This window comes from Agromyces sp. Marseille-P2726, from assembly GCF_902809835.1.
Taxonomy (GTDB): Bacteria; Actinomycetota; Actinomycetes; order Actinomycetales; family Microbacteriaceae; genus Agromyces.
The window spans coordinates 520,322-542,501 of record NZ_CADDWM010000015.1 but is presented as its reverse complement, the minus strand read 5'-3'; the positions used below and the strand labels follow the sequence as shown (position 1 = coordinate 542,501).

The following is a 22,180-nucleotide window of genomic DNA, read 5'->3' as shown; positions in this document are numbered from 1 at the left end:
TCCCCTTCCCGACACGACGGAGCAGCATGTCCGAAATCAGTGCTGAGCAGGTCGCGCATCTCGCGAACCTCGCCCGCATCGCGCTCACCGATGACGAGATCGAGCACCTCACCGCCGAGCTCGTCCAGATCATGCAGGCCGTCGAGAAGGTGAGCGAGGTGGCCACGCCCGACGTCCCGCCGACGAGCCACCCGATCCCCATGCAGAACGTGTTCCGCGACGATGTCGTCTCGCAGACCCTGACGGTCGAGCAGGCGCTCTCGGGTGCTCCCGAGGCCGACGGCTCGCGGTTCGTGGTGTCGGCGATCCTGGGGGAGGAGCAGTGAGCGACCTCATCCGCATCTCCGCCGCCGAACTGGCCGCCCGACTGGCGGCACGAGAGGTCTCCTCGGTCGAGGCCACCCAGGTGCACCTCGACCGTATTGCGGCCGTCGACGGCGCCGTGCACGCGTTCCTGCACGTCGACGGTGAGCGCGCACTCGCCGCGGCCGCCGAGGTCGACCGTCGCCGTGCGGCCGGCGATGCACTCGGTCCGCTCGCGGGGGTGCCGATCGCCATCAAAGACGTGCTCGTCACCGAGGGCATGCCGTCGACCGCTGGTTCGCGCATCCTCGAGGGATGGGTGCCGCCGTACGACGCGACCCCGGTGCGCCGCGTGCGCGAGGCGGGTCTGATTCCCCTCGGCAAGACGAACATGGACGAGTTCGCGATGGGCTCGTCGACCGAGCATTCCGCCTACGGCCCGACCTACAACCCTTGGGAACTCGAGCGCATCCCCGGCGGGTCCGGTGGCGGCTCCGCGGCATCCGTCGCCAGCTTCGAGGCCCCGCTCGCACTCGGCAGCGACACCGGCGGATCGATCCGCCAGCCGGCGCACGTCACCGGCACGGTCGGTGTGAAGCCGACCTATGGTGCCGTCAGCCGGTACGGCTCGATCGCGCTCGCCTCCTCGCTCGACCAGGTGGGTCCGGTCAGCCGCACCGTGCTCGACGCGGCCCTGCTGCAGGACGTCATCGCGGGGCACGACCCGCTCGACTCCACGTCGATCCCCGACGCCTGGCCGTCGATGGCCGAGGCGGTGCGTCAGGCGGATGTCTCCGGACTCCGCATCGGCGTCGTGAAGCAGCTCGACTCCGACGGCTTCCAGGCGGGCGTGCGCAGCCGTTTCCACGAGGCGCTCGAGCTGCTCGAGCGGAACGGCGCCGACATCGTGGAGGTGAGCGCTCCGCACTTCGAGTACTCGATCGCCGCGTATTACCTGATCCTGCCGGCCGAGGCATCCTCGAACCTCGCGAAGTTCGACTCGGTTCGATTCGGCCTGCGCGTCATGCCCGAGGGCGGCGGAACGGTGGAGCAGGTCATGGCCGCAACCCGCGAGGCCGGGTTCGGCCCCGAGGTCAAGCGCCGGGTCATCCTCGGCACCTACGCGCTCTCGGCCGGATACTACGACGCGTACTACGGCAGCGCGCAGAAGGTCCGCACGCTGGTGCAGCGCGACTTCGACGCAGCGTTCGCCGAGGTCGACGTGCTCGCCACTCCCACGGCGCCGACGACCGCGTTCAAGCTCGGCGAGAAGCTCGACGATCCGCTGGCGATGTACCTCAACGACGTCGCCACGATCCCCGCCAACCTCGCCGGGGTGCCGGGTATCTCGGTCCCCACCGGGCTCGCTCCCGAAGACGGCCTGCCCGTCGGAATCCAGTTCCTCGCGCCCGCCCGCGAGGACGCGCGTCTCTACAACGTGGGTGGCGCCCTCGAACAGCTGTTGCTCGAGCAGTGGGGAGCCCCGCTGCTCTCGCAGGCACCCGATCTCTCGACCCATGAGCTCCTGGCGACCGAGGAGGGCGCCGTCTGATGGCCCGTGCAACCCTGATGGACTTCGACAAGGCCCTCGCCATCTTCGAGCCGGTCATCGGCCTCGAGGTGCACGTCGAGCTCAACACGACGACGAAGATGTTCTCGGGCGCCCCCAACCCGGCGAACTCCGCCTTCCATGGCGCCGAGCCGAACACCCTGGTCACGCCGGTGTGCCTCGGCCTGCCGGGTTCGCTCCCGGTGGTGAACGAACAGGCGGTGCGGTACTCGATCAGCCTCGGCCTCGCACTCGGATGCTCCATCGCCGAGTCGAGCCGGTTCGCGCGCAAGAACTACTTCTACCCCGACCTGGCGAAGAACTACCAGATCTCGCAGTACGACGAGCCGATCGCCTTCGACGGATCGGTCGAGGTCGAGCTCGAGAACGGCCGGGTGTTCCAAGTGCCCATCGAGCGCGCGCACATGGAGGAGGACGCGGGCAAGCTCACGCACGTCGGGGGCGCCACCGGTCGCATCCACGGTGCCGAGTATTCGCTCGTCGACTACAACCGCGCCGGCGTACCGCTCGTCGAGATCGTCACGCGGCCGATCATCGGTGCTGACGCGGATGCCCCGGCGCTGGCGCGTGCGTACGTCGCCACGATCCGCGACATCGCGCTCGCCCTCGGCATCTCCGACGCCCGCATGGAGCGGGGGAACCTCCGCTGCGACGCCAACGTCTCCCTCCGCCCCCGCGGGCAGGAGAAGCTCGGCACCCGCACCGAGACGAAGAACGTGAACTCGATGCGCTCGATCGAGCGGGCGGTGCGATATGAGATCCAGCGTCAGGCGGCCATCCTCGCCGACGGCGGCACGGTGACTCAAGAGACCCGGCACTGGCACGAAGACTCCGGCACGACCAGCCCCGGCCGCGTGAAGTCCGACGCCGACGACTACCGGTACTTCCCCGAGCCCGACCTGCTTCCCGTGGTTCCGTCGAAGGAGCTCGTCGACGAGCTGCGAGCGGCGCTGCCCGAGCCACCCGCCGCGCGCCGCCGCCGCCTGAAGGCGGAGTGGGGCTTCACCGACCTCGAGTTCCAGGACGTGGTGAACGGCGGACTCCTCGTGGAGGTCGCCGAGACGGTGGCCGCAGGCGCGTCACCGGCCGCCGCCCGCAAGTGGTGGACGGGTGAGCTCACTCGGCTCGCGAACGCCCGCGAGACGGATGCCGCGTCGCTCGCGACGCCCGAGCAGGTCGCCGAGCTGGCGGCCCTCGTCGACGCCGGCACCCTCACCGACCGACTCGCCCGCCGGGTGCTCGCGGGTGTGGCGGCCGGCGAAGGCTCGCCGCAGCAGATCGTCGCCGCGCGCGGGCTCGCCGTCGTGTCCGACGACGGGGCGCTGGTCGCCGCGATCGACGAGGCGCTGGCGTCGCAGCCCGACGTGCTCGCCAAGATCCGCGACGGCAAGGGGCAGGCGGCGGGCGCGATCATCGGTGCGGTCATGAAGGCCATGCACGGCAAGGCGGATGCCGCGCGCGTGCGCGAGCTGGTGCTCGAGCGCGCCGACCAGCCGTAGTCGGCGGAGGCGTCGGGCGCCGACGCATCCGGTGGCGATGGCGGCTGGGGCGGCGACGCCGGAGGCGACTGGGGTGGCTTCGGCGGAGGCGACTTCGGCGGCGGCGACTTCGGCTTCTGAACCGCCGGTGATGACGGCGGACCGCGCTATGGTCGCAGCATGAGCAAGCAGGACGGCTCGTCGCGCCAGGTCACCACGGGTCCGGTCGACGACTCGGCGACGCCGATCCTGCACGTCGACATGGACGCGTTCTTCGTCTCGGTCGAGCTCCTCAAGCGTCCCGATCTGCGGGGCAAGCCGGTGCTCGTCGGCGGCACCGCCGGGCGAGGCGTCGTGGCGGCGGCCAGCTACGAGGCCCGCCGGTTCGGGGTGAACTCGGCGATGCCGATGTCCCTCGCCATGCAGCGCTGTCCGAACGCCATCGTGCTGCGCGGCGACTACGCGAGCTACGCGAAGTACTCGAGGCAGGTCATGGAGATCTTCGGCAGCATCACGCCGCTCGTCGAGCCGCTGTCGATCGACGAGGCGTTCCTCGATGTCTCAGGAGCACGCAGGCTCCACGGCAGTCCCGCCGAGATCGCGTGGATGATCCGCGAGCGCGTGCGCTCCGAGACCGGTCTCACCTGCTCGATCGGCGTCGCGGCGACGAAGTACGTTGCGAAGGTCGCTTCGAGCGTGGCGAAGCCAGACGGCATGCTGGTGGTGCCCGCCGCCCAGACGACCGCGTTCCTGCATCCGCTGCCGGTGTCCGCGCTGTGGGGTGTGGGGCGGGTCACCGAGCAGTCGCTCACCCGCATCGGGCTCCGCACCGTCGGCGACGTCGCGACCATGCCGTACGACGCGCTCGAGCGTGCCATCGGGCCCGCTCTCGCCGGGCGACTGATTCGTCTCGCGAACGGCATCGACGCCCGCAGCGTGCACACCACCCGCGCCGAGAAGAGCATCGGCCATGAGAACACGTTCGGGCACGACCTCACCGACCCCGCCGAGATCCGGCGCGAGTTGCTGCGGCTGTCCGACAGGGTGGCCGTTCGCCTGCGCAAGGCCGGGCTCGTGGGGCGCACGGTGACGCTGAAGCTGCGCTACGGCGACTTCCGCACGATCACGCGTTCGCGAACGCTGAGCGAGCCGACGGATGTCGCGCGCCGCATCTACGACGAGGCATCCGACGCCCTCGCCGAACTCATCGGCGACGGCGAGCGCGTGCGCCTCATCGGAGTGCGAGCAGAGCAGCTGCGGCCGTCAGACGACGGCGCCCTGCTGTGGGACCCAGACGAAGACTGGCGCGACGCCGAACGCACGATCGATGAGGTCACGGCGAAGTTCGGGCGTGGGGCCGTGCGCCCTGCGACCCTCCTCCGGCCCGGCGGCGACGCTCGTACCGAACGAGACCACCCGCCCGACGCCGATGACGACGCCGCCGCGGTCGAGGCAGCCGCAGGCTGGGGCTGGTAGCCCACGGCATCGCCGAGTAGCGTTGCGCGCATGGCTGAACTCGTTCTGGAACTCGGAGAGACCGTCGCCGGCGTCGGCGTCAAGACCGCGTACGGTGATCCCGTCGACATCGAGGGCACGAAGATCGTGCCCGTCGCGCTCGGCTACTACGGCTTCGGCGGCGGCTCGGGCAGCGACCAGCGGGGCGACCAGGGCTCCGGCGGTGGCGGCGGCGGAGCCGCCATTCCGCTCGGGGCATATGTGGGTCGAGCCGGTCGCGAGGTTCGCTTCGAGCCGAACCTCATCGGCCTGGTCCTCGTCGCAACGCCCCTCGTGTGGGTCACCGGCCGAGCCCTGAAGATGGTGATCCGCGCGCTCAAGCACTGAGGCGACGACCTGACGCCGTCGCTCGGTCGGGCAGCGTATACTCGTCTGCGAACACGGGAGTCCGGTGAGCCGGGCTGAGAGGAAGGTCCTCAACCTTCGACCGTCGAACCTGATCTGGGTCATGCCAGCGCAGGGAGGCATCACATCTCGTTCCCGTGCCTCTTTCATCGAAGAGAAAGGGCACGAATCGTGCACGCACCCGTCACATCCTCCACGTCTTCTCCGACCTCGGGTTCGCACCGCCTTCGGTGGCGCGTCGTCGACATCGTGGTCGCCAGCGTCATCGGCGTCGCCGTCGGCGTCGTGTTCTGGGCCTGGGGTGTCGTCTGGGGGCCGATCTCGGGGCCCATCGAAGCGCTCCTCCCCGGCCTGCAGGCGGCTCCCGCCGCCCTCTGGGTCGTGGCAGGCGTGCTCGGAGCCCTGGTCATCCGCAAGCCAGGCGCCGCGATCTACACCGAGCTCGTCGCGGCGGTCGTCTCCGCGCTCATCGGCAGCCAGTGGGGAGGACTGCTCACCATCGAGGCGGGCCTCGTGCAGGGGCTCGGTGCAGAGCTCGTGTTCGCCGTGTTCCTGTACCGCAACTGGCGGCTCCCGGTCGCCATGCTCGCGGGAGCAGGCGCAGGACTCGCCATGGCCATCAACGACCTGGTCATCTACTACGCGGGTGCGGCGCCCCTGTTCGCCACCACGTACATCGTGTCGGGTGTCGTCGGCGGCGCGGTGATCGCCGGTGGGCTCTCGTGGCTCGCCGTCCGGGGCCTCGCCAGAGCCGGCGCGCTCGACCGCTTCGCGGCCGGACGCGAGCGGAGAGAGGTCTGACGTGACCGTCACCGGTGCGGCACCCGTCCGCCCGGCGAGCGTCACCGCAGAGGGGTGGGGCTGGCGCCACGGCGGGCGACGAGATCCCGCCGTGCAGGGTCTCGACCTGCGCATCGCCCCCGGTGAGCGGGTGCTGCTGCTCGGCGCCTCGGGGTCCGGCAAGTCGACACTGCTGCACGGCCTCGCCGGCGTGCTCGGGGGCGACGACGACGGCGAGGCGACCGGCCGGCTCATCGTCGACGGGCAGCCGGCGGCGGCGTCACGAGGCCGCTCGGGTCTCGTGCTCCAAGACCCCGACGCGCAGCTCATCATGGCGCGGCTCGGCGACGACGTCGCCTTCGGGCTCGAGAACCTCGGCGTGCCCCGCTTCGGGATCTGGCCCAGGGTCGTGGACGCGCTGGACGCGGTCGGACTGGACCTGCCGCTGGATCACTCGACCGCGCAGCTCTCGGGCGGGCAACGCCAGCGACTCGCCCTGGCGGGCGTGATCGCGATGCGTCCGGGTCTCATCCTGCTCGACGAGCCCACGGCGAACCTCGATCCGGCGGGCGTGCTCGAGGTCCGCGACGCGGTCGCTCGGGTGGCCGACGAGACCGGGGCGACACTCATCGTCATCGAACATCGGGTGTCGGCCTGGCTGCCCGTCGTCGACCGCGTGGTGGTGCTCGGCCAGGGCGGTGGCCTCCTCGCCGACGGGCGGCCCGCCGAGGTGCTCGTGCAGCGGGCGACCGACCTGCGCGCAGCCGGCGTCTGGCTCCCCGATGACGTGCCGTGGCACGCGCCGCAGCCCGACGTCGCGTCGCGGCATCCGCTGCTCGTCGCCGACGGCCTCGACGTCGCCCGGGTCCCCGGCATGCCGGTGCTGCGGTCGGTCGATGTGCAGGTGGATGCCGGCAGCATCTTGGCCGTCACGGGTCCGAACGGCGTCGGCAAGTCGACGCTCGGCCTGACGCTGGCCGGCCTCCTCCGACCCGAGCGCGGGCACCTCGCTCCCCATGCAGCGCTGGCAGCCGGGCTTGTCGGCGAACCGTGGAGGTGGCGCTCGCGAGACCTGCTGTCCCGCATCGGCACGGTGTTCCAGAGCCCCGAGCACCAGTTCCTCGCCGGGTCGGTTCGCGATGAGCTCGAGGTCGGCCCACGAGCGCTGCGGCTCCCGGCCGATGAGCGGCGCGCCCGTACCGACGAGCTCCTGAGCGCGCTGCGGCTCGATCGTCTCGCCGCGGCGAATCCGTTCACCCTCTCGGGCGGGGAGAAGCGCCGACTCTCGGTGGCGACGGTGCTCGCGACCCGGCCTCGCATGCTGGTGCTCGACGAGCCGACGTTCGGGCAGGACGCGAACACCTGGCGCGAGCTCGCGCGGCTCATCGTCGCCCTGCGCGACGAGGGCGTCGGCGTCGTGGCCGTCACTCATGATGAGACGTTCGTCGATGCCATCGCCGATCGCCGCCTCGACATCTCCCGCACCATGACGGAAGCGGCCAGATGAGCATCGCCGCCGTCCGGCCCGGACTGCCGCTCGCCGATGTCAATCCCGTCGCCAAGATCGCGGCCACCGTGCCGCTGAGCATCGTGCTGATCCTGACGCTCGATGCGGTCTCCGCCACGGTCGCGATCCTCTGCGAGGTCGCCGTGTTCACCGCGGCGGGGCTCGGGTCGCTGCTGTGGTCGCGTCGCACGCTGGTGGTCTGGATCGCCGCCCCCCTCACCGGGATCAGCATGGTGCTGTACGGGGCCCCGTCGGGCGCGACGCTCTGGGAGTTCGGCGTCATCCACGTCACCGAGGGCTCGGTGCAGATCGGGCTCGCGACGATGGCGCGCGTCATCGCGATCGCCCTGCCGGCGGTCGTGCTGTTCCTCTCGATCGATCCGACCGACCTGGCCGACGGACTCGCGCAGACACTGCGCCTTCCGGCCCGGTTCGTGCTCGGGGCGCTCGCGGCCTTGCGTCTCGTCGGTTCGAGCATCGACGACTGGCGCACGCTGACCCTGGCGCGCCGAGCTCGTGGCATCGCCGACCATGGCGCCATCCGTCGCGGCCTCGGTCAGGCGTTCGCCCTGCTGGTGCTCGCCATCCGACGCGGCAGCGTGCTCGCCACCGCCATGGAGGCGCGCGGCTTCGGCGCCCCCGTCGAGCGCACATGGGCGAGGACCGCGCACTTCGGCCGCGCCGAATGGGCGGTGATCGGTGTCGGATGCCTCGTCGCCGCGGTCGCGGCCACGGCCGCGGTGCTCGCCGGGACGTGGAATGTCGTCTGGACCTGACGCCAACGCGATGGGCGCGAATGCGGGCATGGCCGGAGCCGACCATTCGGCGGCGGTCGTCGCGGCGCGGGCCGTCGTGGCGGCGACCCGCGGCATCCACGACCCGATCGTGCTGATCGACGGCCCGAGCGGCTCGGGCAAGAGCACGCTGGCCGACGCGGTGTTCGCGGCATGGCCGGGACGAGCTCCGTTCCTCGTTCGGCTCGACGACGTGTATCCGGGCTGGCACGGCCTCGAGCGGGCCGGCCGGCACCTGGCGCTCAGTCTCGTACCGCCCATCGAACGCGGCGCGGTCGGCGCCTGGCGGCGCTGGGATTGGAATCTCGACCGCGCCGGTGCCCTCGAGCACGTACGCCCCGGTCGAGCGCTCATCATCGAGGGCTGCGGCGCGTTCGCGACCCGCCCGGGCAGCAGACAAGCTGTCCGCGTCTGGGTGGAGGCCTCGGATGGTGAACGCAAGCGCCGGGCCCTGCTCCGCGATGGCGGCGCATTCGACCCGTACTGGGACGTGTGGGAGCGTCAGTGGCGGCGGTATGTGCAGCGCGCCTCGCCTGCGCGTCGCGCCGACGTGCGCCTGCGCACCACCGGTCGCGGCTGGATCGAGCCGAGACTCGCCGCCCGGCCGGCGCCTGCCCACCCGGCGCGACCAAGGACTAACGTAGGCGTATGAGCGCAGACAGGGCTGGAGCGGAGTACGTCGCCGAGTTCATCGACGGACCGCTCGAGGGGGAGTTCGAGCATCGAATCCTGGTCGGGGGCAAGCCCGAGCAACGGGTCGGCATGCTGGCCGCGGTCGACGGGCTCGAGTCGTTGTTCTGGTACGACGCGGTCGACCAGCGCGAGGTCAACGGCCAGCTGCGTGTGAAGTTCCGGTTCGACGCCGGCGATTCCGACCCGGTGGAGTTCGACGAGGACGACAACGACTGACCCACCCCATCAGTCCTCCTGGGCTGAGAGGAAGGCGTCGATCACCGGCCCCGGATGGGTCAGGCGCCAGATCGGACCCGGATCTCGGATGTCTCCGCGCAGCCGAAGCGGGGACGCCAGCTCTCCGGTGGCGGTCGGCACCGCCACCCGGCCGACCTCGCGTCCGTCGGGTGCGGTCGCGAATGGGTCGACGGTGACGGATGCCGCGCCGGGCGGCGATCCCCATGCGGCGTCCGTTCGGCTCACCGCCGCCACGAGCTCGGCGCGGTCACCCCATGCCGACTCGACCGAGCCGTACGGCGTGCCCTCGACGATGATCTCGATCGGCGTGGAGGCGGCGACCGCGGAGACGACGGCGGCTTCGACGGCGGGGTCGAGCGTCTCGTAGTCGGGCATCAGGAGCATCGCGCCGGTGAGGGTCGTCGGCCCTTCGGTTCCTTCGGCGGCGGGAAGCTCGGTGGTGAACACGTAGCTCAGGCCTCCCTGGTCGGTGAAGCTGCGCGACACCGCCCGAACGCCGTCGACGGTCGAGCGTTCCACGGCGTCGGGAATGCTCCGCGAACCGAGCGGTGACCTGCCCGGGTCGTCGAGGATGGCCGCGAGCTCGGCGTCGGCGAGCACGAGCGCCCCGAGCCGGGCGAGCTCGTCGGCGGTGCCCACGTTCTCTTCCGAGAGGCCGGTCGCGTCGTCGACCTGGACGGTCGCGAACCCCTGCTCGGCGAGCCACGTGTTCGCTGCCTCGACGTAGGGGTCGACGCCCCCGAACGCCCAGCGGACCAGCGTGTCGGCATGGTTGTTGCTGGACCCGACCAGGATGGCGCGAACGACGTCGCGCTGACTCCAGATCTGGCCCGGCAGGACGGGCAGGGTGCGCGATCCTTCGCCGGAGTACCGCAGGTAGTCGGTGTAGTCGTCGGGGCCGATGGGGATCGACGGACCGTTCGCGCCGGCCGAGAGCGGCAGCGACTCGAGGGTGACGAGGAGTGTCACGAGCTTCGCGGCACCGCCGATCGGCACGGCGGCCGGCTCGCCTGCGACGGCGATCGTCTCGGCCCGGCCGTCGCCGTCGACGACCGCCAGCGCGCTGGCGCCGATGTCGGGCAGCACGAGCGCCGGAACCTCGGATGCGGCCGTCGCGGCCGGCTCGAGGCGCACGTCGACCTGGGGGAGCGGCGCAAGGAGCATCGCGGGGCCGTAGACGCCGATGCCGAGGATCGCGAGCGCACCGACGAAAATGCCGATGACACGGCCGGGGGAGGACATGCAGATCAGCGTAACCCGGCGCGGATCACGCCCAGCCGAGCTCGTGCAGCCGGTCGTCGTCGATGCCGTAGAAGTGGGCGATCTCGTGCACGAGCGTCACGTGGATCTCATCGCGCAGCTGCTGCTCGTCGTCGGAGATCGCGAGGAGCGGCTCGCGGTAGAGGATGATCCGGTCGGGCATCTCGCCGAGCCCGTAGCGGTCGCGTTCGGTCAGGGCGTACCCGTCATAGAGCCCGAGCAGGTCGAGCGATCCGTCTTCGGGTCGATCCTCGACGACGAAGACGACGTTCTCGAGCCCGTCGACCATGTCGTCGGGAAGCTGGTCGAGCTCGTCCACGACGATGGCCTCGAACGCTTCGGCATCGAGTTGCACGGCCAGCTCCGATCGGAGGCGAGAACAGCACGAGAACAGCAGGGAAATCCAGCGCTCACTGCGCCTTCTTGGGGTGAGTAACGGGGCTTGAACCCGCGACCTCCTGGACCACAACCAGGCGCTCTACCAACTGAGCTATACCCACCATGTGTCGATCGTCGCGACGATCCGACAACTCAAAGAGACTACTACACCTTGCTGTCGAACTCGTCCACGACGGCCGCCGCGAGCGTCTGGAGCTCTTGGCTCGTCGGACCGGGGTCGGCCACGAAGATGGCGCGGCGGTAGTAGTTCAGCTCGCGGATGGACTCCAAGATGTCGGCCAGCGCGCGATGCCCGCCGTTCTTCGCCGGTGAATTGAAGTAGGCGCGCGGGTACCAGCGCTTGGCGAGCTCTTTGATGGAGGAGACGTCGACGTTGCGGTAGTGCAGGTGCGAGTCGAGGCGGGGCATGAACTTGGTGAGGAAGGCACGGTCGGTGCCGATGGAGTTGCCGGCGAGCGGGGCGCGCTGCTCTTCGGGCACGTGCTTCAGCACGTATTCGAGCACCTCGTACTCGGCCTCGGCGACGCTGACGCCATTGGGGATCTCTTCGATGAGCCCCGACTCGGTGTGCATCGCTCGAACGAATTCGCCCATCGACTCGAGGGCGCTGGCGTCGGGCTTGATGACGATGCTGAGACCGGCATCGACGGGGTTCAGGTCGTAATCGGTGATGACGACGGCGATCTCGACGAGCTCGTCGACCTCGAGGTCGAGTCCGGTCATCTCGCAGTCGATCCAGACCAACCGGTCGCTCGGGGTTGCCATGCGGGGAGTCTACCGGGGCGCTGCGACACGGCTGCGGTCGTGGTCGCATCATCGGCCCCCCCGGAGAGATTCGAACTCCCGACCAAGTGGGTAGAAACCACGTGCTCTGTCCTCTGAGCTACGGGGGGTTGGCGGATCGCGCAGCATCAGCATATCGATCGAGCATCCGAGGACAGTGCATGCGAGGTGCGCACGCCATCCCCATCACGAATCAGCCATCGGTGGGCAGCTCCGCGTCCTCGCCGCGTCGCGGGGTCGTCACGTTCACGGGCCGGTCGCGAACCGCCAACGCGACCAGCGGGAAGATGAGCACCGACAGCATCCCGGCGCCGACGAGGGCCGCCGCAGTGCCCGGCGAGAGGTCGCCGTGCTCGACGCCGATCGCGGTGACGGCGACGATGATCGGAAGTCCGGTCGCGCCGAAGAGCCCGATGGCGACGCGGTCGCGCCGGCTGGATCGGGGCGGGGCGGCGAGCATCGAGGGGATGCCGCGGACGACGAGCAGCAGCAGGAGGAATGCCGGGACGATCGCGACCGTGGCCGGATGCTCGACCAGCGACTCGAGGTCGAAGGTGACGCCCGTGTAGATGAAGAAGATCGGCACGAAGAATCCGTATCCGAGTCCCTCGATCTTCCCCTCCAGGATCTCGACGTCATCGTCCGGCGCCCCCGACATGATGAGGCGTGCGAGGACTCCGGCGGTGAAGGCACCGAGCAGCAGGTCGAGTTCGAGGACGAGGCTCAGCGCGACGAGCGCCGCGAGCACGAGCACGAGGAGCCGGACGCCGAACTGCCCGCTGGTGTGCAGCGTCGCGCTGATGAGCCGATGCGCGTAGTGTCCGGCGCCCCGAGAGGCGAGCCAGATCGCGAGGCCCGCAACCGCGGCGAAGCCGGTCAGCACGAGGGCCGACACGAGCGGCGAGCGACCGCTCAGGAACAGCGAGATGGCGAGGAGCGGTGCGAACTCGCCGATCGCCCCGAGGGCGAGCACCGAGATCCCGAACGGCGTGCGGAGGTCGCCCGTATCGCGGAGAATCGGCATGATCGTGCCGAGCGCCGTCGAGGTGAGGCAGACGGCGACGAACGCCGCCTCGATGAGGTGCGGGGAGACGAGCGCGGCGATGCCGAACCCGGCGACGAGCGAGATCGTCCATCCGATCGCCGCACGACGGATCGGGCGCCCTCGGACCGTGCGGAAGTCGACCTCGTTCCCCGCGAGGAAGAACAGCATCGCGAGGCCGAACTCCGACAGGAATGCCGCGAACTCATCGGGCACGACCCAACCGAGCACGGCCGGCCCGAGCACGAGCCCGAGCAGGATCTCGAAGACCACGAGGGGGGTGGCGAACCAGCGCCCGACGGCCTTGACGAGGAGCGGCGCCGCGACCGCGATCGCCGGGATGAGCACCAGCGTGCCGGTCGAGATCTCCACGTCGCACCCCCGCCCGCGTGCCCGTCCACGCTCCTGTGCGCGATGCTATCGGAGCGTCTCGTCGCCGACCGGTCGGATGCCGCGTCTGGGCGTTTCCTCCGCGAAACATGAGCGGGGTATCGTCTTGGCATGCGAGACCTGCAGGCGAGAATCATCGCGGACCTCAACGTCAGCCCGGTCATCGATCCCGAGGAGCAGGTGCGCACGAGGGTCGATTTCCTGAAGACGTACCTCCGCACGACGGGTGCGGCGGGGCTCGTCCTCGGCATCAGCGGTGGTCAGGACTCGACGCTCGCCGGCATGCTGTGCCGCCACGCGGTGGAGGAGCTCGGCGCCGAGGGGGAGCCGGTCCGGTTCGTGGCGGTGCGGCTTCCCTACGGCGTGCAGCACGACGAAGCCGACGCACAGCTCGCCCTCGCCTACATCCGTCCTCAGGAGATGGTCGGGTTCAACATCAAGGACCCCGTCGACGAGCTCGCCGAGGAGTACGCCGAGGCGGCCGGTGTCGCACTCAGTGACTTCGGCAAGGGCAACGTGAAGGCGCGCATGCGCATGGTCGCGCAGTACGCGATCGCCGGCGAGGGCCGGCTTCTCGTGGTCGGCACCGATCATGCCGCCGAGGCGGTCACGGGGTTCTTCACGAAGTACGGCGACGGCGGCGCCGACATCCTGCCCCTCGCCGGTCTCACGAAGCGACAGGGACGGATGCTGCTGAAGCACCTCGAGGCTCCCGAGCAGTTGCACCTCAAGGTGCCGACCGCCGATCTGCTCGACCACGACCCCGGACAGTCCGATGAGGCCAACCTCGGCCTGAAGTACCACGACATCGACGCGTACCTCGAGGGCGAGGAGATCGATCCTGCGATCGCCGAGCTGATCGAGCAGCGATACCTGCAGACGCGACACAAGCGCACGGCGCCGGTCTCGATGTTCGACGACTGGTGGATCTGACGGTTCAGGGGCGCGCGTCGTCGAGCGTCGGCGCGGGTGCAGTGTCGGTGTCGCGCTCGGGTGCGGCGAACCGGGCCGTGTCCGAGTAGCGTTCGTGGTGCTGCGCCGCGACCCACTCGTCCTGGGCCGCGATGATGGCGTGTTCGGGCTCGCGCGGCTGCGACCGCCAGCGCGCCAGGTCGTTCTCGAACTCCTTCCGCGTTCGTGCGGGACGTCGCTTCCAGTCGAGCAGCCGCTCGCGGAACTCGACGACGGCGGGGTCGAGCTGGTAGCCGAACGTCGCGGATGCGCGCTTGAGTTCGTGCAGTTGGTGCGCCGCCCAGTCGGCCGCGACATCCGACCCCCTGATCGGAAGCAGCCGTACCTGGATGTCGGCCTGACCCACTGCACGGTCGGCGAGCACCTGCTCCTGCGGCGTCAGCGAGTTCCACACGGATGCCTCGGTCGCGGCATCGACGAGCACGGCGATCGCGGCGGCCTTCGACTCGCGGTCGCGCTGGGCGATCACCCGCCGGATCGCGACGCTCGCGATCCACGCCGAGAGGAGGCCGGCGGCCAGCACGGCGAGGAACAGCACGATCGCCGTGAACAGCGTCGGGCGGGCGGCGCTCGAGGTGAGCCATGAAATGAGGTCGTTCCACCACTGCATGACCGCAGGCTAGCGTCGTCTCGACCCGGTGCTGCCCAGCCGGCTCGGCGTGCCCGCGGTGGACGTTGCCGGGCAGGGGCCCGGCGTCAGTCGAGGGCGGTCCCGTGCACCGCCATGGGGTCGATCCGCTGGATCTCGGCGTCGGTGAGCGGTTCGGCATCGAGTGCGGCGACGTTCTGCTCGAGCTGCGTGACGCTCGAGGCGCCGATGACGGCGCTGGCCACGAGTGGCTGACGCAGTACCCACGTCAGCGCGAGCTGGGCGAGGGTCTGTCCGCGCTCCTTCGCGATGGCATCGAGCGAGCGGGCCCGCTCGAGGTACTCCGCGTTGATCCGTTCGGGTGGGAGGAATCGGCTCGTCGCCGCCCGGGAGTCGGCAGGCACGTCGCCCGACAGGTAGCGGTCGGTGAGCAGGCCCTGCGCGAGCGGCGAATAGACGATGCTCGCTGCGCCGATCTCGTCGAGCACGGGGAAGAGGCCGTGCTCGATCGTGCGGTCGAACATGGAGTACCTCGGCTGGTGGATGAGCAGCGGCACCCCCTCGGCCGCGAGCGCCGCTGCCGCATCCCTCGTCTGCTCGGGTGAGTAGTTCGAGATGCCGACGTACAGGGCCTTGCCCTGGCGGACGGCGCTCGCGAGCGCCCCCATGGTCTCTTCCACCGGCGTCTCGGGGTCGGCACGGTGCGAGTAGAAGATGTCGACGTAGTCGAGCCCGAGCCGCCTCAGGCTCTGGTCGAGCCCGGCGAGCAGGTGCTTTCTGGAGCCGAGATCACCGTAGGGGCCGGCCCACATGGGGAACCCAGCCTTCGACGAGATGATGAGCTCGTCACGGTAGGACGCCAGGTCGGTCGCGAGGAGTCGACCGAAGTTCTCTTCGGCGGCGCCGGGTGGCGGCCCGTAGTTGTCGGCGAGGTCGAAGTGCGTGATGCCGAGGTCGAAGGCCCGCCGCACGATCGCTCGCTGGGTGTCGAAGGGTCGATCGTGACCGAAGTTGTGCCAGAGACCGAGCGACAGGGCGGGAAGCTGGACTCCGCTCCTGCCCACTCGGTTGTATCGCATGGTGTCGTAACGGTCGGCGGCGGCGATGTAGGTCACCTCGATACTCTAGGACGATGGAAAGCTACGTTCTCGCCGGCGGATGCTTCTGGTGCCTCGACGCGGTGTACCGCACCCTCCGCGGTGTCGACGACGTCGTCTCGGGGTACACGGGCGGCACCCTGCCGAACCCGAGCTACGAAGCGGTGTGCACCGGCGCGACCGGTCACGCCGAGGCCGTGCGCGTCGAGTTCGATCCCGACGTCATCCCGCGTGAGGTGATCCTCGACGTCTTCTTCACCCTGCACGACCCCACGCAGCTGAACCGGCAGGGCGCCGACGTCGGAACGCAGTACCGTTCGGCGATGTTCTTCGCCGACCCCGCGCAGCGCGAGCTCTTCGAGGCCGCCCGCGACCGGGCGGCCGAGTGGTGGCCGGGCGAGATCGTGACGACCATCGAACCTCTCGCCGAGTTCTACCGGGCCGAGGAGTACCACCAGGACTTCTTCGCCAAGAACCCCGGTCAGGGCTACTGCCTCGCGGTCGCGCTGCCGAAGGTCAACAAGATCCGCCGATCGTACGCCGAGTACGTGGCGGCCTGACCTCGACTCCTCCTCGACAGGGCGCGCGACGGCCTCTCGTCCCACTGGAGTGCGCCCTGACGGCGCCGTGGTGCGCTCGCGCAGCGATGCTGGTGCGACGCGGCATCCGGGCCTGAGACGGCACGAGCGGGTCCGGATGCCGCGAGCCGCCGACTCGCGGCGGCGTACGAGCGAGGAGCACCATATGACCGACAGCATCACCGTGACCGGCGTCGTGGGCAGCGACCCCCGACTGCATGTCACCCCGCAAGGACTCGCGATCGCCTCGTTCCGGCTCGCCTCGACGAGACGGTACTTCGATCGCACGAAAGGCACGTGGGAGGACGGCGAGACGAACTGGTACACGGTCTCGGGTTTCCGCCAGTTGGCGCACAACACCATGGACTCGGTGTCGAAGGGGCAACGAGTCGTGGTGCACGGCCGGCTTCGTGTGCGGGCGTGGGACAACGGCGAGAAGAGCGGAACGGCGATCGAGATCGAGGCCGATGCGATCGGACACGACCTCTCCTGGGGCACGACGAACCTCACGAAGGTACGCGTCTCCCGCGAACCGTCGACGAGCGGCGACGGTTCCGCGGGCGCGGATATGGCCTCGAGCCTCAGCGGCGCCGGCGACAGCGGAGGGTGGCCCGGCGTCGACGAGTCGCATGACGCCGCCGAAGTCGAGTCGGGCGGAGCCCTCCCCGACGACCCTGGAGCACGTCCCGACGAAGCCGTTCAGCACGAACTCGTGTGAGGGCGAGAGCCGTCGCAGCGATGAACCCGACCGAGTGCGTCGCCGATGCATCGGGCGCACTCGGTCGAGGGGTCGCCGATGGGCGTTCGGTCTGGGGAGGCCGTTGACGGCGGACCGATAGACTGGTCGACGACATGGCGGATTACATTTACTCGATGGTGCGCGCCCGCAAGGCGGTCGGCGACAAGGTCATTCTCGATGACGTGACGATGGCGTTCCTCCCCGGCGCGAAGATCGGCGTCGTGGGGCCCAACGGAGCCGGAAAGTCGACGATCCTGAAGATCATGGCCGGTCTCGACCAGCCGTCGAACGGCGAGGCCCGGCTGACCCCCGGCTATTCGGTCGGCATTCTCATGCAGGAGCCCGAGCTCGACGAGACGAAGACCGTGCTCGAGAACGTGCAGGAGGGCGTCGGGCCGATCAAGGCGAAGATCGATCGGTTCAACGAGATCTCGCTGGCGATGGCCGAACCCGACGCCGACTTCGACGCCCTCCTCGCCGAGATGGGCACCCTGCAGGAGGAGATCGACGCGGCCGACGCGTGGGACCTCGATTCGCAGCTGGAACAGGCCATGGATGCGCTACGGTGCCCGCCGAGCGACGAGAAGGTCTCGGTCCTCTCGGGCGGTGAGAAGCGACGGGTCGCACTCTGCAAGCTGCTGCTGCAGAAGCCCGACCTGCTGCTGCTCGACGAGCCCACGAACCACCTCGACGCCGAGAGCGTGCTCTGGCTCGAGCAGCATCTGGCCAAGTATCCGGGCGCCGTGCTCGCCGTGACGCACGACCGGTACTTCCTCGACCACGTCGCGGAGTGGATCTGCGAGGTCGACCGGGGCCGCCTGTACCCCTACGAGGGCAACTACTCGACCTACCTCGAGAAGAAGCAGGAGCGGCTCAAGGTCCAGGGCAAGAAAGACGCGAAGCTGGCGAAGCGCCTCGCCGACGAACTCGAGTGGGTGCGCTCGAACGCCAAGGGCCGTCAGGCGAAGTCGAAGGCACGCCTCGCGCGCTACGAAGAGATGGCGGCCGAGGCCGAGCGCACGCGCAAGCTCGACTTCGAGGAGATCCAGATCCCGCCGGGTCCTCGACTCGGCGACCTGGTGATCGAGGCGAGGAATCTCAAGAAGGGGTTCGGCGACCGCACGCTCATCGACGGTCTGAGCTTCTCACTGCCGCGCAACGGCATCGTCGGCATCATCGGTCCCAACGGCGTCGGCAAGACGACGCTCTTCAAGACGATCGTCGGGCTCGAGCCGCTCGATGGCGGCGAGCTCAAGATCGGCGAGACGGTGAAGATCTCGTACGTCGACCAGTCGCGCGCCGGTATCGACCCCAAGAAGTCGCTCTGGGAGGTCGTCTCCGACGGACTCGACTACATCCAGGTCGGCAAGACCGAGGTTCCCAGTCGCGCCTACGTCTCGACATTCGGCTTCAAGGGACCCGACCAGCAGAAGCCGGCTGGTGTCCTCTCCGGTGGCGAGCGCAACCGGCTGAACCTCGCGCTGACCCTCAAGCAGGGCGGCAACCTGCTGCTCCTCGACGAGCCGACCAACGACCTCGATGTCGAGACGCTGTCGAGCCTCGAGAACGCGCTGCTCGAGTTCCCCGGCTGCGCCGTCGTCATCACCCACGATCGGTGGTTCCTCGACCGCATCGCGACCCACATCCTCGCCTACGAGGGCAGCGACGAGAACCCGGCGTACTGGCACTGGTTCGAGGGCAACTTCGAGGGCTACGAGGCGAACAAGATCGAGCGGCTCGGTCCCGAGGCGGCGAAGCCGCATCGGTCCGCCTACCGCAAGCTCACTCGAGACTGACGTGCGACTGCATGTGCCGACGCCGCTTCGGTGGTCGGACCTCGACGCCTATGGGCACGTGAACAACGCCCGGATGCTGAGCCTCCTCGAAGAGGCCCGCATCCAGGCCTTCTGGGTGAGCGACGACACGCCCGAGCATGCGGTCGGCGCCTCGACGGCGGTGATCGATGCGACCCCCGAGACGAACACGATCACCCTGATCGCACGGCAGGAGATCGAGTACCTCGCGCCGATCCCGTACCATCGGCAGCCGCTCGACATCGAGTTGTGGATCGGGCGCATGGGCGGCGCGAGTCTCGACGTCTGCTACGAGGTCTACTCCCCGGTGGGCCTCGATCCTCGGGTGCTCTACACCCGCGCGGTCACCTCGATCGTGCTCGTCGACACCACGACCCAGCGACCCCGACGCATCGACGACCGGGAGCGTGCAGCTTGGGAACCCTACGTCGGCGACCCGGTCGCCTTCCGCCGCCGCTGACGCGACCCTCGCGCCGAGGTCCGACCTCAGTTCTCCAGCGGTTCGTCGCTGAACGAGCCCTCCCAGACGGCACGACTGCCCGCCTCGGCGACGCGCACCAGCGTTGCCGTGGAGCCGGCGGTGACGCCGATCGCCACGATGCTCAGCACGATGCTCGTCGAGACCACCGCCCCGCGCCCGAGCCGGCGGCCCGCGGCCCCGTCGCCCGATGACGACGTCGCCCGCCGGCGGAACACCCGCTCCCCGACCGCCCACACGGCGATGAGCACGGCGATGGCGAGCAGGCCCCAGAGCCACGGCACGATGTCCTCGCCCTGGGCCGTGTGCTCCTGGATGAGCGGGGCCGGCGGAACGCGGACTTCCAGCCACTTCCCGGCCTCGATCGTCGCGAGGCCGAGAGGCACCAAGGCCGCGGCGGCGATCAGCAGCGGAATCCAGAGCACCCGGCGCGCCGCCGGCCACGCTGCCGCCACGATCAGGGCGAGGCCGAGCGCCGGAACCGCCACGACGATGACGTGCACCAGCAGCACGTGCAGCGGCAGCCCGGCGAACTCGTAGTCGAGGTTCACGTCACGACGCCGCGACGATCCGGTCGCCGGAGACGGCGACTCGGATGGGCCTCAACGGCTCGAGCGCGGGCCCGTTCAGCACGTCGCCCGTGGTAGCGTCGAACGCCGAGCCGTGGCACGGGCAGTGGAACTCGTCTCCGGCGGCGGCCACCACGCACTGCTGGTGCGTGCAGATCGCACTGAAGGCCACGACCTGACCAGCGGTCGGCTGTGCGATGAGCGCCGGCTCTCCGTTGATCTTGGCGTCGATGCTGCCGCCCACCGCCACGTCGGCCAGGGCCGCGACGTCCTCACCGACGGCGGGCGCATCTGGTGCGGCGCTCCCGGGCGATGGCGGGTCCGACTCCGCCACGGGAGGAGAGGAGGGCGGATTGCCCGTGGGCGACTCCGACGGCGACGACGGCGAGCATCCCGCCAGGACGAGCGCACTTCCGATGGCTCCTGTCGACCCGAGCGTCAGCACCGTGCGCCGGCTCAGCTCCGTGGCATCCGTCATCGCGTCCCTCACTCTCGCTCCCGGGCACGCGAGCACGCGCCCGTTGGGTCATTCTGGCGTACGCCAGACCTCCGCGACGGAACCCACATGATTCATTCAGTCGAATGCGTCGGCACGCGGAACTCGCACCATGCCCTCTTGGGCGACGCTCGCCACGAGCACGCCCTCGCGGGTGAAGATCCGGCCGAGCGAGAGTCCGCGCCCGCCGCTCGCCGACGGAGACTCCTGCACGTAGAGCAACCAGTCGTCGACGCGCGCGTCGCGATGCCACCACATGGCGTGATCGAGGCTCGCGATCTTCAGGCCGGGCGTGGACCAGGCGACGCCGTGCGCACGAAGCACCGGCTCGAGGATGGAGTAGTCGCTCGCGTAGGCGAGCGCTGCGCGGTGCTGCTTGGGGGCGTCGGGCAGCCGCCCGAATGCCTTCATCCAGACGGCCTGATGGGGCACCCGGGCACCATCGACGCCGAGGTAGATGGGCGAGTCGATGTGGCGCACGTCGAACGCGCGCTCGGTCGACCAGTACCTCGCCACGTCGTGGTCGAGTTCGCCCAATATGTCGGCCGTCGTCGGCAGGCTCTCGGGGTCGGGCAGATCGCTCGGCATGGCGACCTGGTGCTCGAGGCCGTCGTCGCCCTTCTGGAAGGAGGCGATCAGCGACAGGATCGGCTCGCCGTTCTGGTACGCGTGGGTACGGCGCGTCGAGAAGGAGCGGCCGTCGTACAGGCGGTCGACGGAGAACGTGATCGGATGCTGCACATCGCCCGGCCGAAGGAAGTAGCCGTGCATCGAATGGATGACCCGCTCGTCGGGCACGGTGTGCATCGCGGCGATGAGCGATTGCGCGAGCACCTGACCCCCGAAGACACGGCCGAGCGGCATCCACTGCGACGGCCCGGTGTAGATGTCCTCCGTCGTGCGAGCGCCGGTGTCGGTGAGGTCGAGAGTGCTCAGCAGGCCGTCGATGGGACCGTTCATCGTTCCTCCGTGTCGATCGGGCGGCAGGTCGCTGGGTCGTCGATCGCCCGGACACCGGCGGAATCGCGGGCCGCCGGAGCGGCTGCGCTCCCTTGGTAGTTTAGACAGCAGATGGTTCGACAACTCACGCTCGCGGACAGCCTCTCGCTCGGCGACCTCCACACCTACCTCCAGCGTGCCGGCCGCGTCGAAGACGGTTCGGTGCGCCTTGTCGCGAGCTCCGGGATCCTCGCGGTCTACACGGCCATCCTGTATCCACGCGGCATCCTCGACGAGAGCCCGACGGTGCTCGGCCTCCGCACCTTCGCACTCTTCCAGACCGACGACTTCGATGCGGTCGTGCCGATGCGGTCGCTGGTCGAGCGCATCGTCCGGGCGCGCGACGAGCTCGGGGTCGACGAGTCACGCCCGGTGACGATGTCGCGGCCTCCCGAGGTCAACACCGTCACCTGGGCCGGCATCTCCCCGCCACGGAGCGGGTGGCGACCGCTCGGCGAGACGGATGCCGCGACCCTGGAGTCGGCGGCCCGTGCCGGCATCGAGGAGGTCGCGCGGGCGATCCCCGAGGGCACCGGCGAGCAACTCGTGCAGCGCGTGCGATCAGAGGTGTGGGGACGCGGCGTCGACGGCATCGAGTACGTGCCGGCGGGTGCGGCCTTCGGCGCATTCAGCCTCGGCTTCCTCGGCGACGATCCGGTGCGCATCTTCGAGACCGGGCCGTGGACACGGCTCTCGTCTCGGCGGGGCCACATCCTCGTGCGCCGGAAGGCGTGGACGCTCAAGGCGTAGCCG

Annotated in this window: 25 protein-coding genes, 2 tRNA genes and 1 riboswitch; of the genes, 16 read left to right on the top strand and 11 right to left on the bottom strand. The window is 69.8% G+C overall.

From position 1 onward, the window contains the following. The first annotated feature begins 26 nt into the window (after positions 1-26). The 10 genes from gatC to HUS56_RS15170 all read left to right on the top strand — a co-directional run bounded on the left by gatC (position 27) and on the right by HUS56_RS15170 (position 9,201). Entirely contained in the window at positions 27-326 is a 300-nt protein-coding gene (gene gatC, locus HUS56_RS15215) for an Asp-tRNA(Asn)/Glu-tRNA(Gln) amidotransferase subunit GatC (RefSeq protein WP_173924249.1), read from the top strand. Then, on the top strand, positions 323-1,855 hold the full coding sequence (gatA, locus tag HUS56_RS15210; protein ID WP_173924248.1) for an Asp-tRNA(Asn)/Glu-tRNA(Gln) amidotransferase subunit GatA: 1,533 nt from the start codon (positions 323-325) through the stop codon (positions 1,853-1,855). Before gatC ends, gatA begins: the two co-directional genes overlap by 4 nt. After that, the gene (gatB, locus tag HUS56_RS15205; RefSeq protein WP_173924247.1) at positions 1,855-3,372 is read left to right on the top strand and encodes an Asp-tRNA(Asn)/Glu-tRNA(Gln) amidotransferase subunit GatB; all 1,518 of its coding nucleotides are present in this window, start codon (positions 1,855-1,857) and stop codon (positions 3,370-3,372) included. The genes gatA and gatB overlap by 1 nt, the downstream gene beginning before the upstream one ends. 159 nt (positions 3,373-3,531) lie before the next feature. Further along, positions 3,532-4,827: a DNA polymerase IV gene (locus HUS56_RS15200; RefSeq protein ID WP_173924246.1), complete on the top strand. Its 1,296-nt coding sequence runs from the start codon at positions 3,532-3,534 to the stop codon at positions 4,825-4,827. Positions 4,828-4,857: 30 nt separating this feature from the next. Beyond that, positions 4,858-5,193, top strand: a complete 336-nt coding sequence (locus HUS56_RS15195; RefSeq protein WP_173924245.1) for a hypothetical protein — start codon at positions 4,858-4,860, stop codon at positions 5,191-5,193. Positions 5,194-5,236: 43 nt separating this feature from the next. Further along, positions 5,237-5,347, top strand: a riboswitch (TPP riboswitch). Positions 5,348-5,382: 35 nt separating this feature from the next. Further along, the gene (locus HUS56_RS15190; protein ID WP_173924244.1) at positions 5,383-6,012 is read left to right on the top strand and encodes an ECF transporter S component; all 630 of its coding nucleotides are present in this window, start codon (positions 5,383-5,385) and stop codon (positions 6,010-6,012) included. A gap of 1 nt (position 6,013) precedes the next feature. Then, positions 6,014-7,498: an ABC transporter ATP-binding protein gene (locus HUS56_RS15185; RefSeq protein ID WP_254431481.1), complete on the top strand. Its 1,485-nt coding sequence runs from the start codon at positions 6,014-6,016 to the stop codon at positions 7,496-7,498. Continuing rightward, positions 7,495-8,274, top strand: a complete 780-nt coding sequence (locus tag HUS56_RS15180; RefSeq protein ID WP_173924243.1) for an energy-coupling factor transporter transmembrane protein EcfT — start codon at positions 7,495-7,497, stop codon at positions 8,272-8,274. The genes HUS56_RS15185 and HUS56_RS15180 overlap by 4 nt, the downstream gene beginning before the upstream one ends. A 28-nt stretch (positions 8,275-8,302) precedes the next feature. Next, on the top strand, positions 8,303-8,944 hold the full coding sequence (locus tag HUS56_RS15175) for an ATP-binding protein (protein ID WP_173924242.1): 642 nt from the start codon (positions 8,303-8,305) through the stop codon (positions 8,942-8,944). Then, positions 8,941-9,201 (top strand): hypothetical protein, encoded by a 261-nt coding sequence (locus HUS56_RS15170; protein WP_173924241.1) that lies wholly within the window; start codon positions 8,941-8,943, stop codon positions 9,199-9,201. Before HUS56_RS15175 ends, HUS56_RS15170 begins: the two co-directional genes overlap by 4 nt. 9 nt (positions 9,202-9,210) lie before the next feature. Here the strand turns inward: HUS56_RS15170 and HUS56_RS15165 are convergent, their stop codons facing one another. From HUS56_RS15165 to HUS56_RS15140, 6 genes are all read right to left on the bottom strand, one after another. Beyond that, positions 9,211-10,464 (bottom strand): hypothetical protein, encoded by a 1,254-nt coding sequence (locus HUS56_RS15165; RefSeq protein ID WP_173924240.1) that lies wholly within the window; start codon positions 10,462-10,464, stop codon positions 9,211-9,213. 25 nt (positions 10,465-10,489) lie between these two features. Then, positions 10,490-10,771, bottom strand: coding sequence for a metallopeptidase family protein (locus tag HUS56_RS15160; protein WP_371808326.1), 282 nt, complete (start codon positions 10,769-10,771; stop codon positions 10,490-10,492). A gap of 135 nt (positions 10,772-10,906) precedes the next feature. Then, positions 10,907-10,982 (bottom strand) — tRNA-His (locus HUS56_RS15155). A gap of 43 nt (positions 10,983-11,025) precedes the next feature. Beyond that, entirely contained in the window at positions 11,026-11,646 is a 621-nt protein-coding gene (gene orn, locus HUS56_RS15150; RefSeq protein WP_173924238.1) for an oligoribonuclease, read from the bottom strand. 55 nt (positions 11,647-11,701) lie between these two features. Then, a tRNA-Arg gene (locus HUS56_RS15145) sits at positions 11,702-11,774 on the bottom strand. Positions 11,775-11,857: 83 nt separating this feature from the next. Beyond that, entirely contained in the window at positions 11,858-13,078 is a 1,221-nt protein-coding gene (locus HUS56_RS15140) for a cation:proton antiporter (RefSeq protein WP_173924237.1), read from the bottom strand. A 129-nt stretch (positions 13,079-13,207) separates the two neighbouring features. Here HUS56_RS15140 and nadE point away from each other — a divergent pair, with 129 nt between their 5' ends. Further along, a complete protein-coding gene (gene nadE / locus HUS56_RS15135; protein ID WP_173924236.1) occupies positions 13,208-14,029 on the top strand; it encodes an ammonia-dependent NAD(+) synthetase in 822 nt (273 codons plus the stop codon). A gap of 4 nt (positions 14,030-14,033) precedes the next feature. Here nadE and HUS56_RS15130 read toward each other — a convergent pair whose 3' ends face one another. Next, the gene (locus HUS56_RS15130; protein WP_173924235.1) at positions 14,034-14,678 is read right to left on the bottom strand and encodes a hypothetical protein; all 645 of its coding nucleotides are present in this window, start codon (positions 14,676-14,678) and stop codon (positions 14,034-14,036) included. 86 nt (positions 14,679-14,764) lie between these two features. Further along, positions 14,765-15,772, bottom strand: a complete 1,008-nt coding sequence (locus HUS56_RS15125) for an aldo/keto reductase (protein ID WP_173924234.1) — start codon at positions 15,770-15,772, stop codon at positions 14,765-14,767. A gap of 17 nt (positions 15,773-15,789) precedes the next feature. Here HUS56_RS15125 and msrA point away from each other — a divergent pair, with 17 nt between their 5' ends. The 4 genes from msrA to HUS56_RS15105 all read left to right on the top strand — a co-directional run bounded on the left by msrA (position 15,790) and on the right by HUS56_RS15105 (position 19,345). Next, entirely contained in the window at positions 15,790-16,314 is a 525-nt protein-coding gene (msrA, locus tag HUS56_RS15120) for a peptide-methionine (S)-S-oxide reductase MsrA (RefSeq protein ID WP_173924233.1), read from the top strand. A 184-nt stretch (positions 16,315-16,498) separates the two neighbouring features. Further along, complete coding sequence (ssb, locus tag HUS56_RS15115; RefSeq protein WP_173924232.1) at positions 16,499-17,050, top strand: single-stranded DNA-binding protein; 552 nt, start codon at positions 16,499-16,501, stop codon at positions 17,048-17,050. Between the two features lie 134 nt (positions 17,051-17,184). Then, on the top strand, positions 17,185-18,867 hold the full coding sequence (gene ettA, locus HUS56_RS15110; RefSeq protein WP_173924231.1) for an energy-dependent translational throttle protein EttA: 1,683 nt from the start codon (positions 17,185-17,187) through the stop codon (positions 18,865-18,867). A gap of 1 nt (position 18,868) precedes the next feature. Further along, positions 18,869-19,345 carry a thioesterase family protein gene (locus tag HUS56_RS15105; protein WP_173924230.1) on the top strand — a complete coding sequence of 159 codons (477 nt, stop codon included), beginning with the start codon at positions 18,869-18,871 and terminating at the stop codon, positions 19,343-19,345. Between the two features lie 26 nt (positions 19,346-19,371). Here HUS56_RS15105 and HUS56_RS15100 read toward each other — a convergent pair whose 3' ends face one another. From HUS56_RS15100 to HUS56_RS15090, 3 genes are all read right to left on the bottom strand, one after another. After that, positions 19,372-19,914 carry a hypothetical protein gene (locus tag HUS56_RS15100; protein ID WP_173924229.1) on the bottom strand — a complete coding sequence of 181 codons (543 nt, stop codon included), beginning with the start codon at positions 19,912-19,914 and terminating at the stop codon, positions 19,372-19,374. A gap of 1 nt (position 19,915) precedes the next feature. After that, positions 19,916-20,410 carry a ubiquinol-cytochrome c reductase iron-sulfur subunit gene (locus HUS56_RS15095; protein WP_173924228.1) on the bottom strand — a complete coding sequence of 165 codons (495 nt, stop codon included), beginning with the start codon at positions 20,408-20,410 and terminating at the stop codon, positions 19,916-19,918. Between the two features lie 96 nt (positions 20,411-20,506). Continuing rightward, positions 20,507-21,388, bottom strand: a complete 882-nt coding sequence (locus HUS56_RS15090; RefSeq protein ID WP_173924227.1) for an acyl-CoA thioesterase II — start codon at positions 21,386-21,388, stop codon at positions 20,507-20,509. 111 nt (positions 21,389-21,499) lie between these two features. On the opposite strand from HUS56_RS15090, the gene HUS56_RS15085 reads away from it, so the two are divergent. Then, positions 21,500-22,177: a hypothetical protein gene (locus HUS56_RS15085; RefSeq protein WP_173924226.1), complete on the top strand. Its 678-nt coding sequence runs from the start codon at positions 21,500-21,502 to the stop codon at positions 22,175-22,177. Positions 22,178-22,180: the final 3 nt, after the last annotated feature.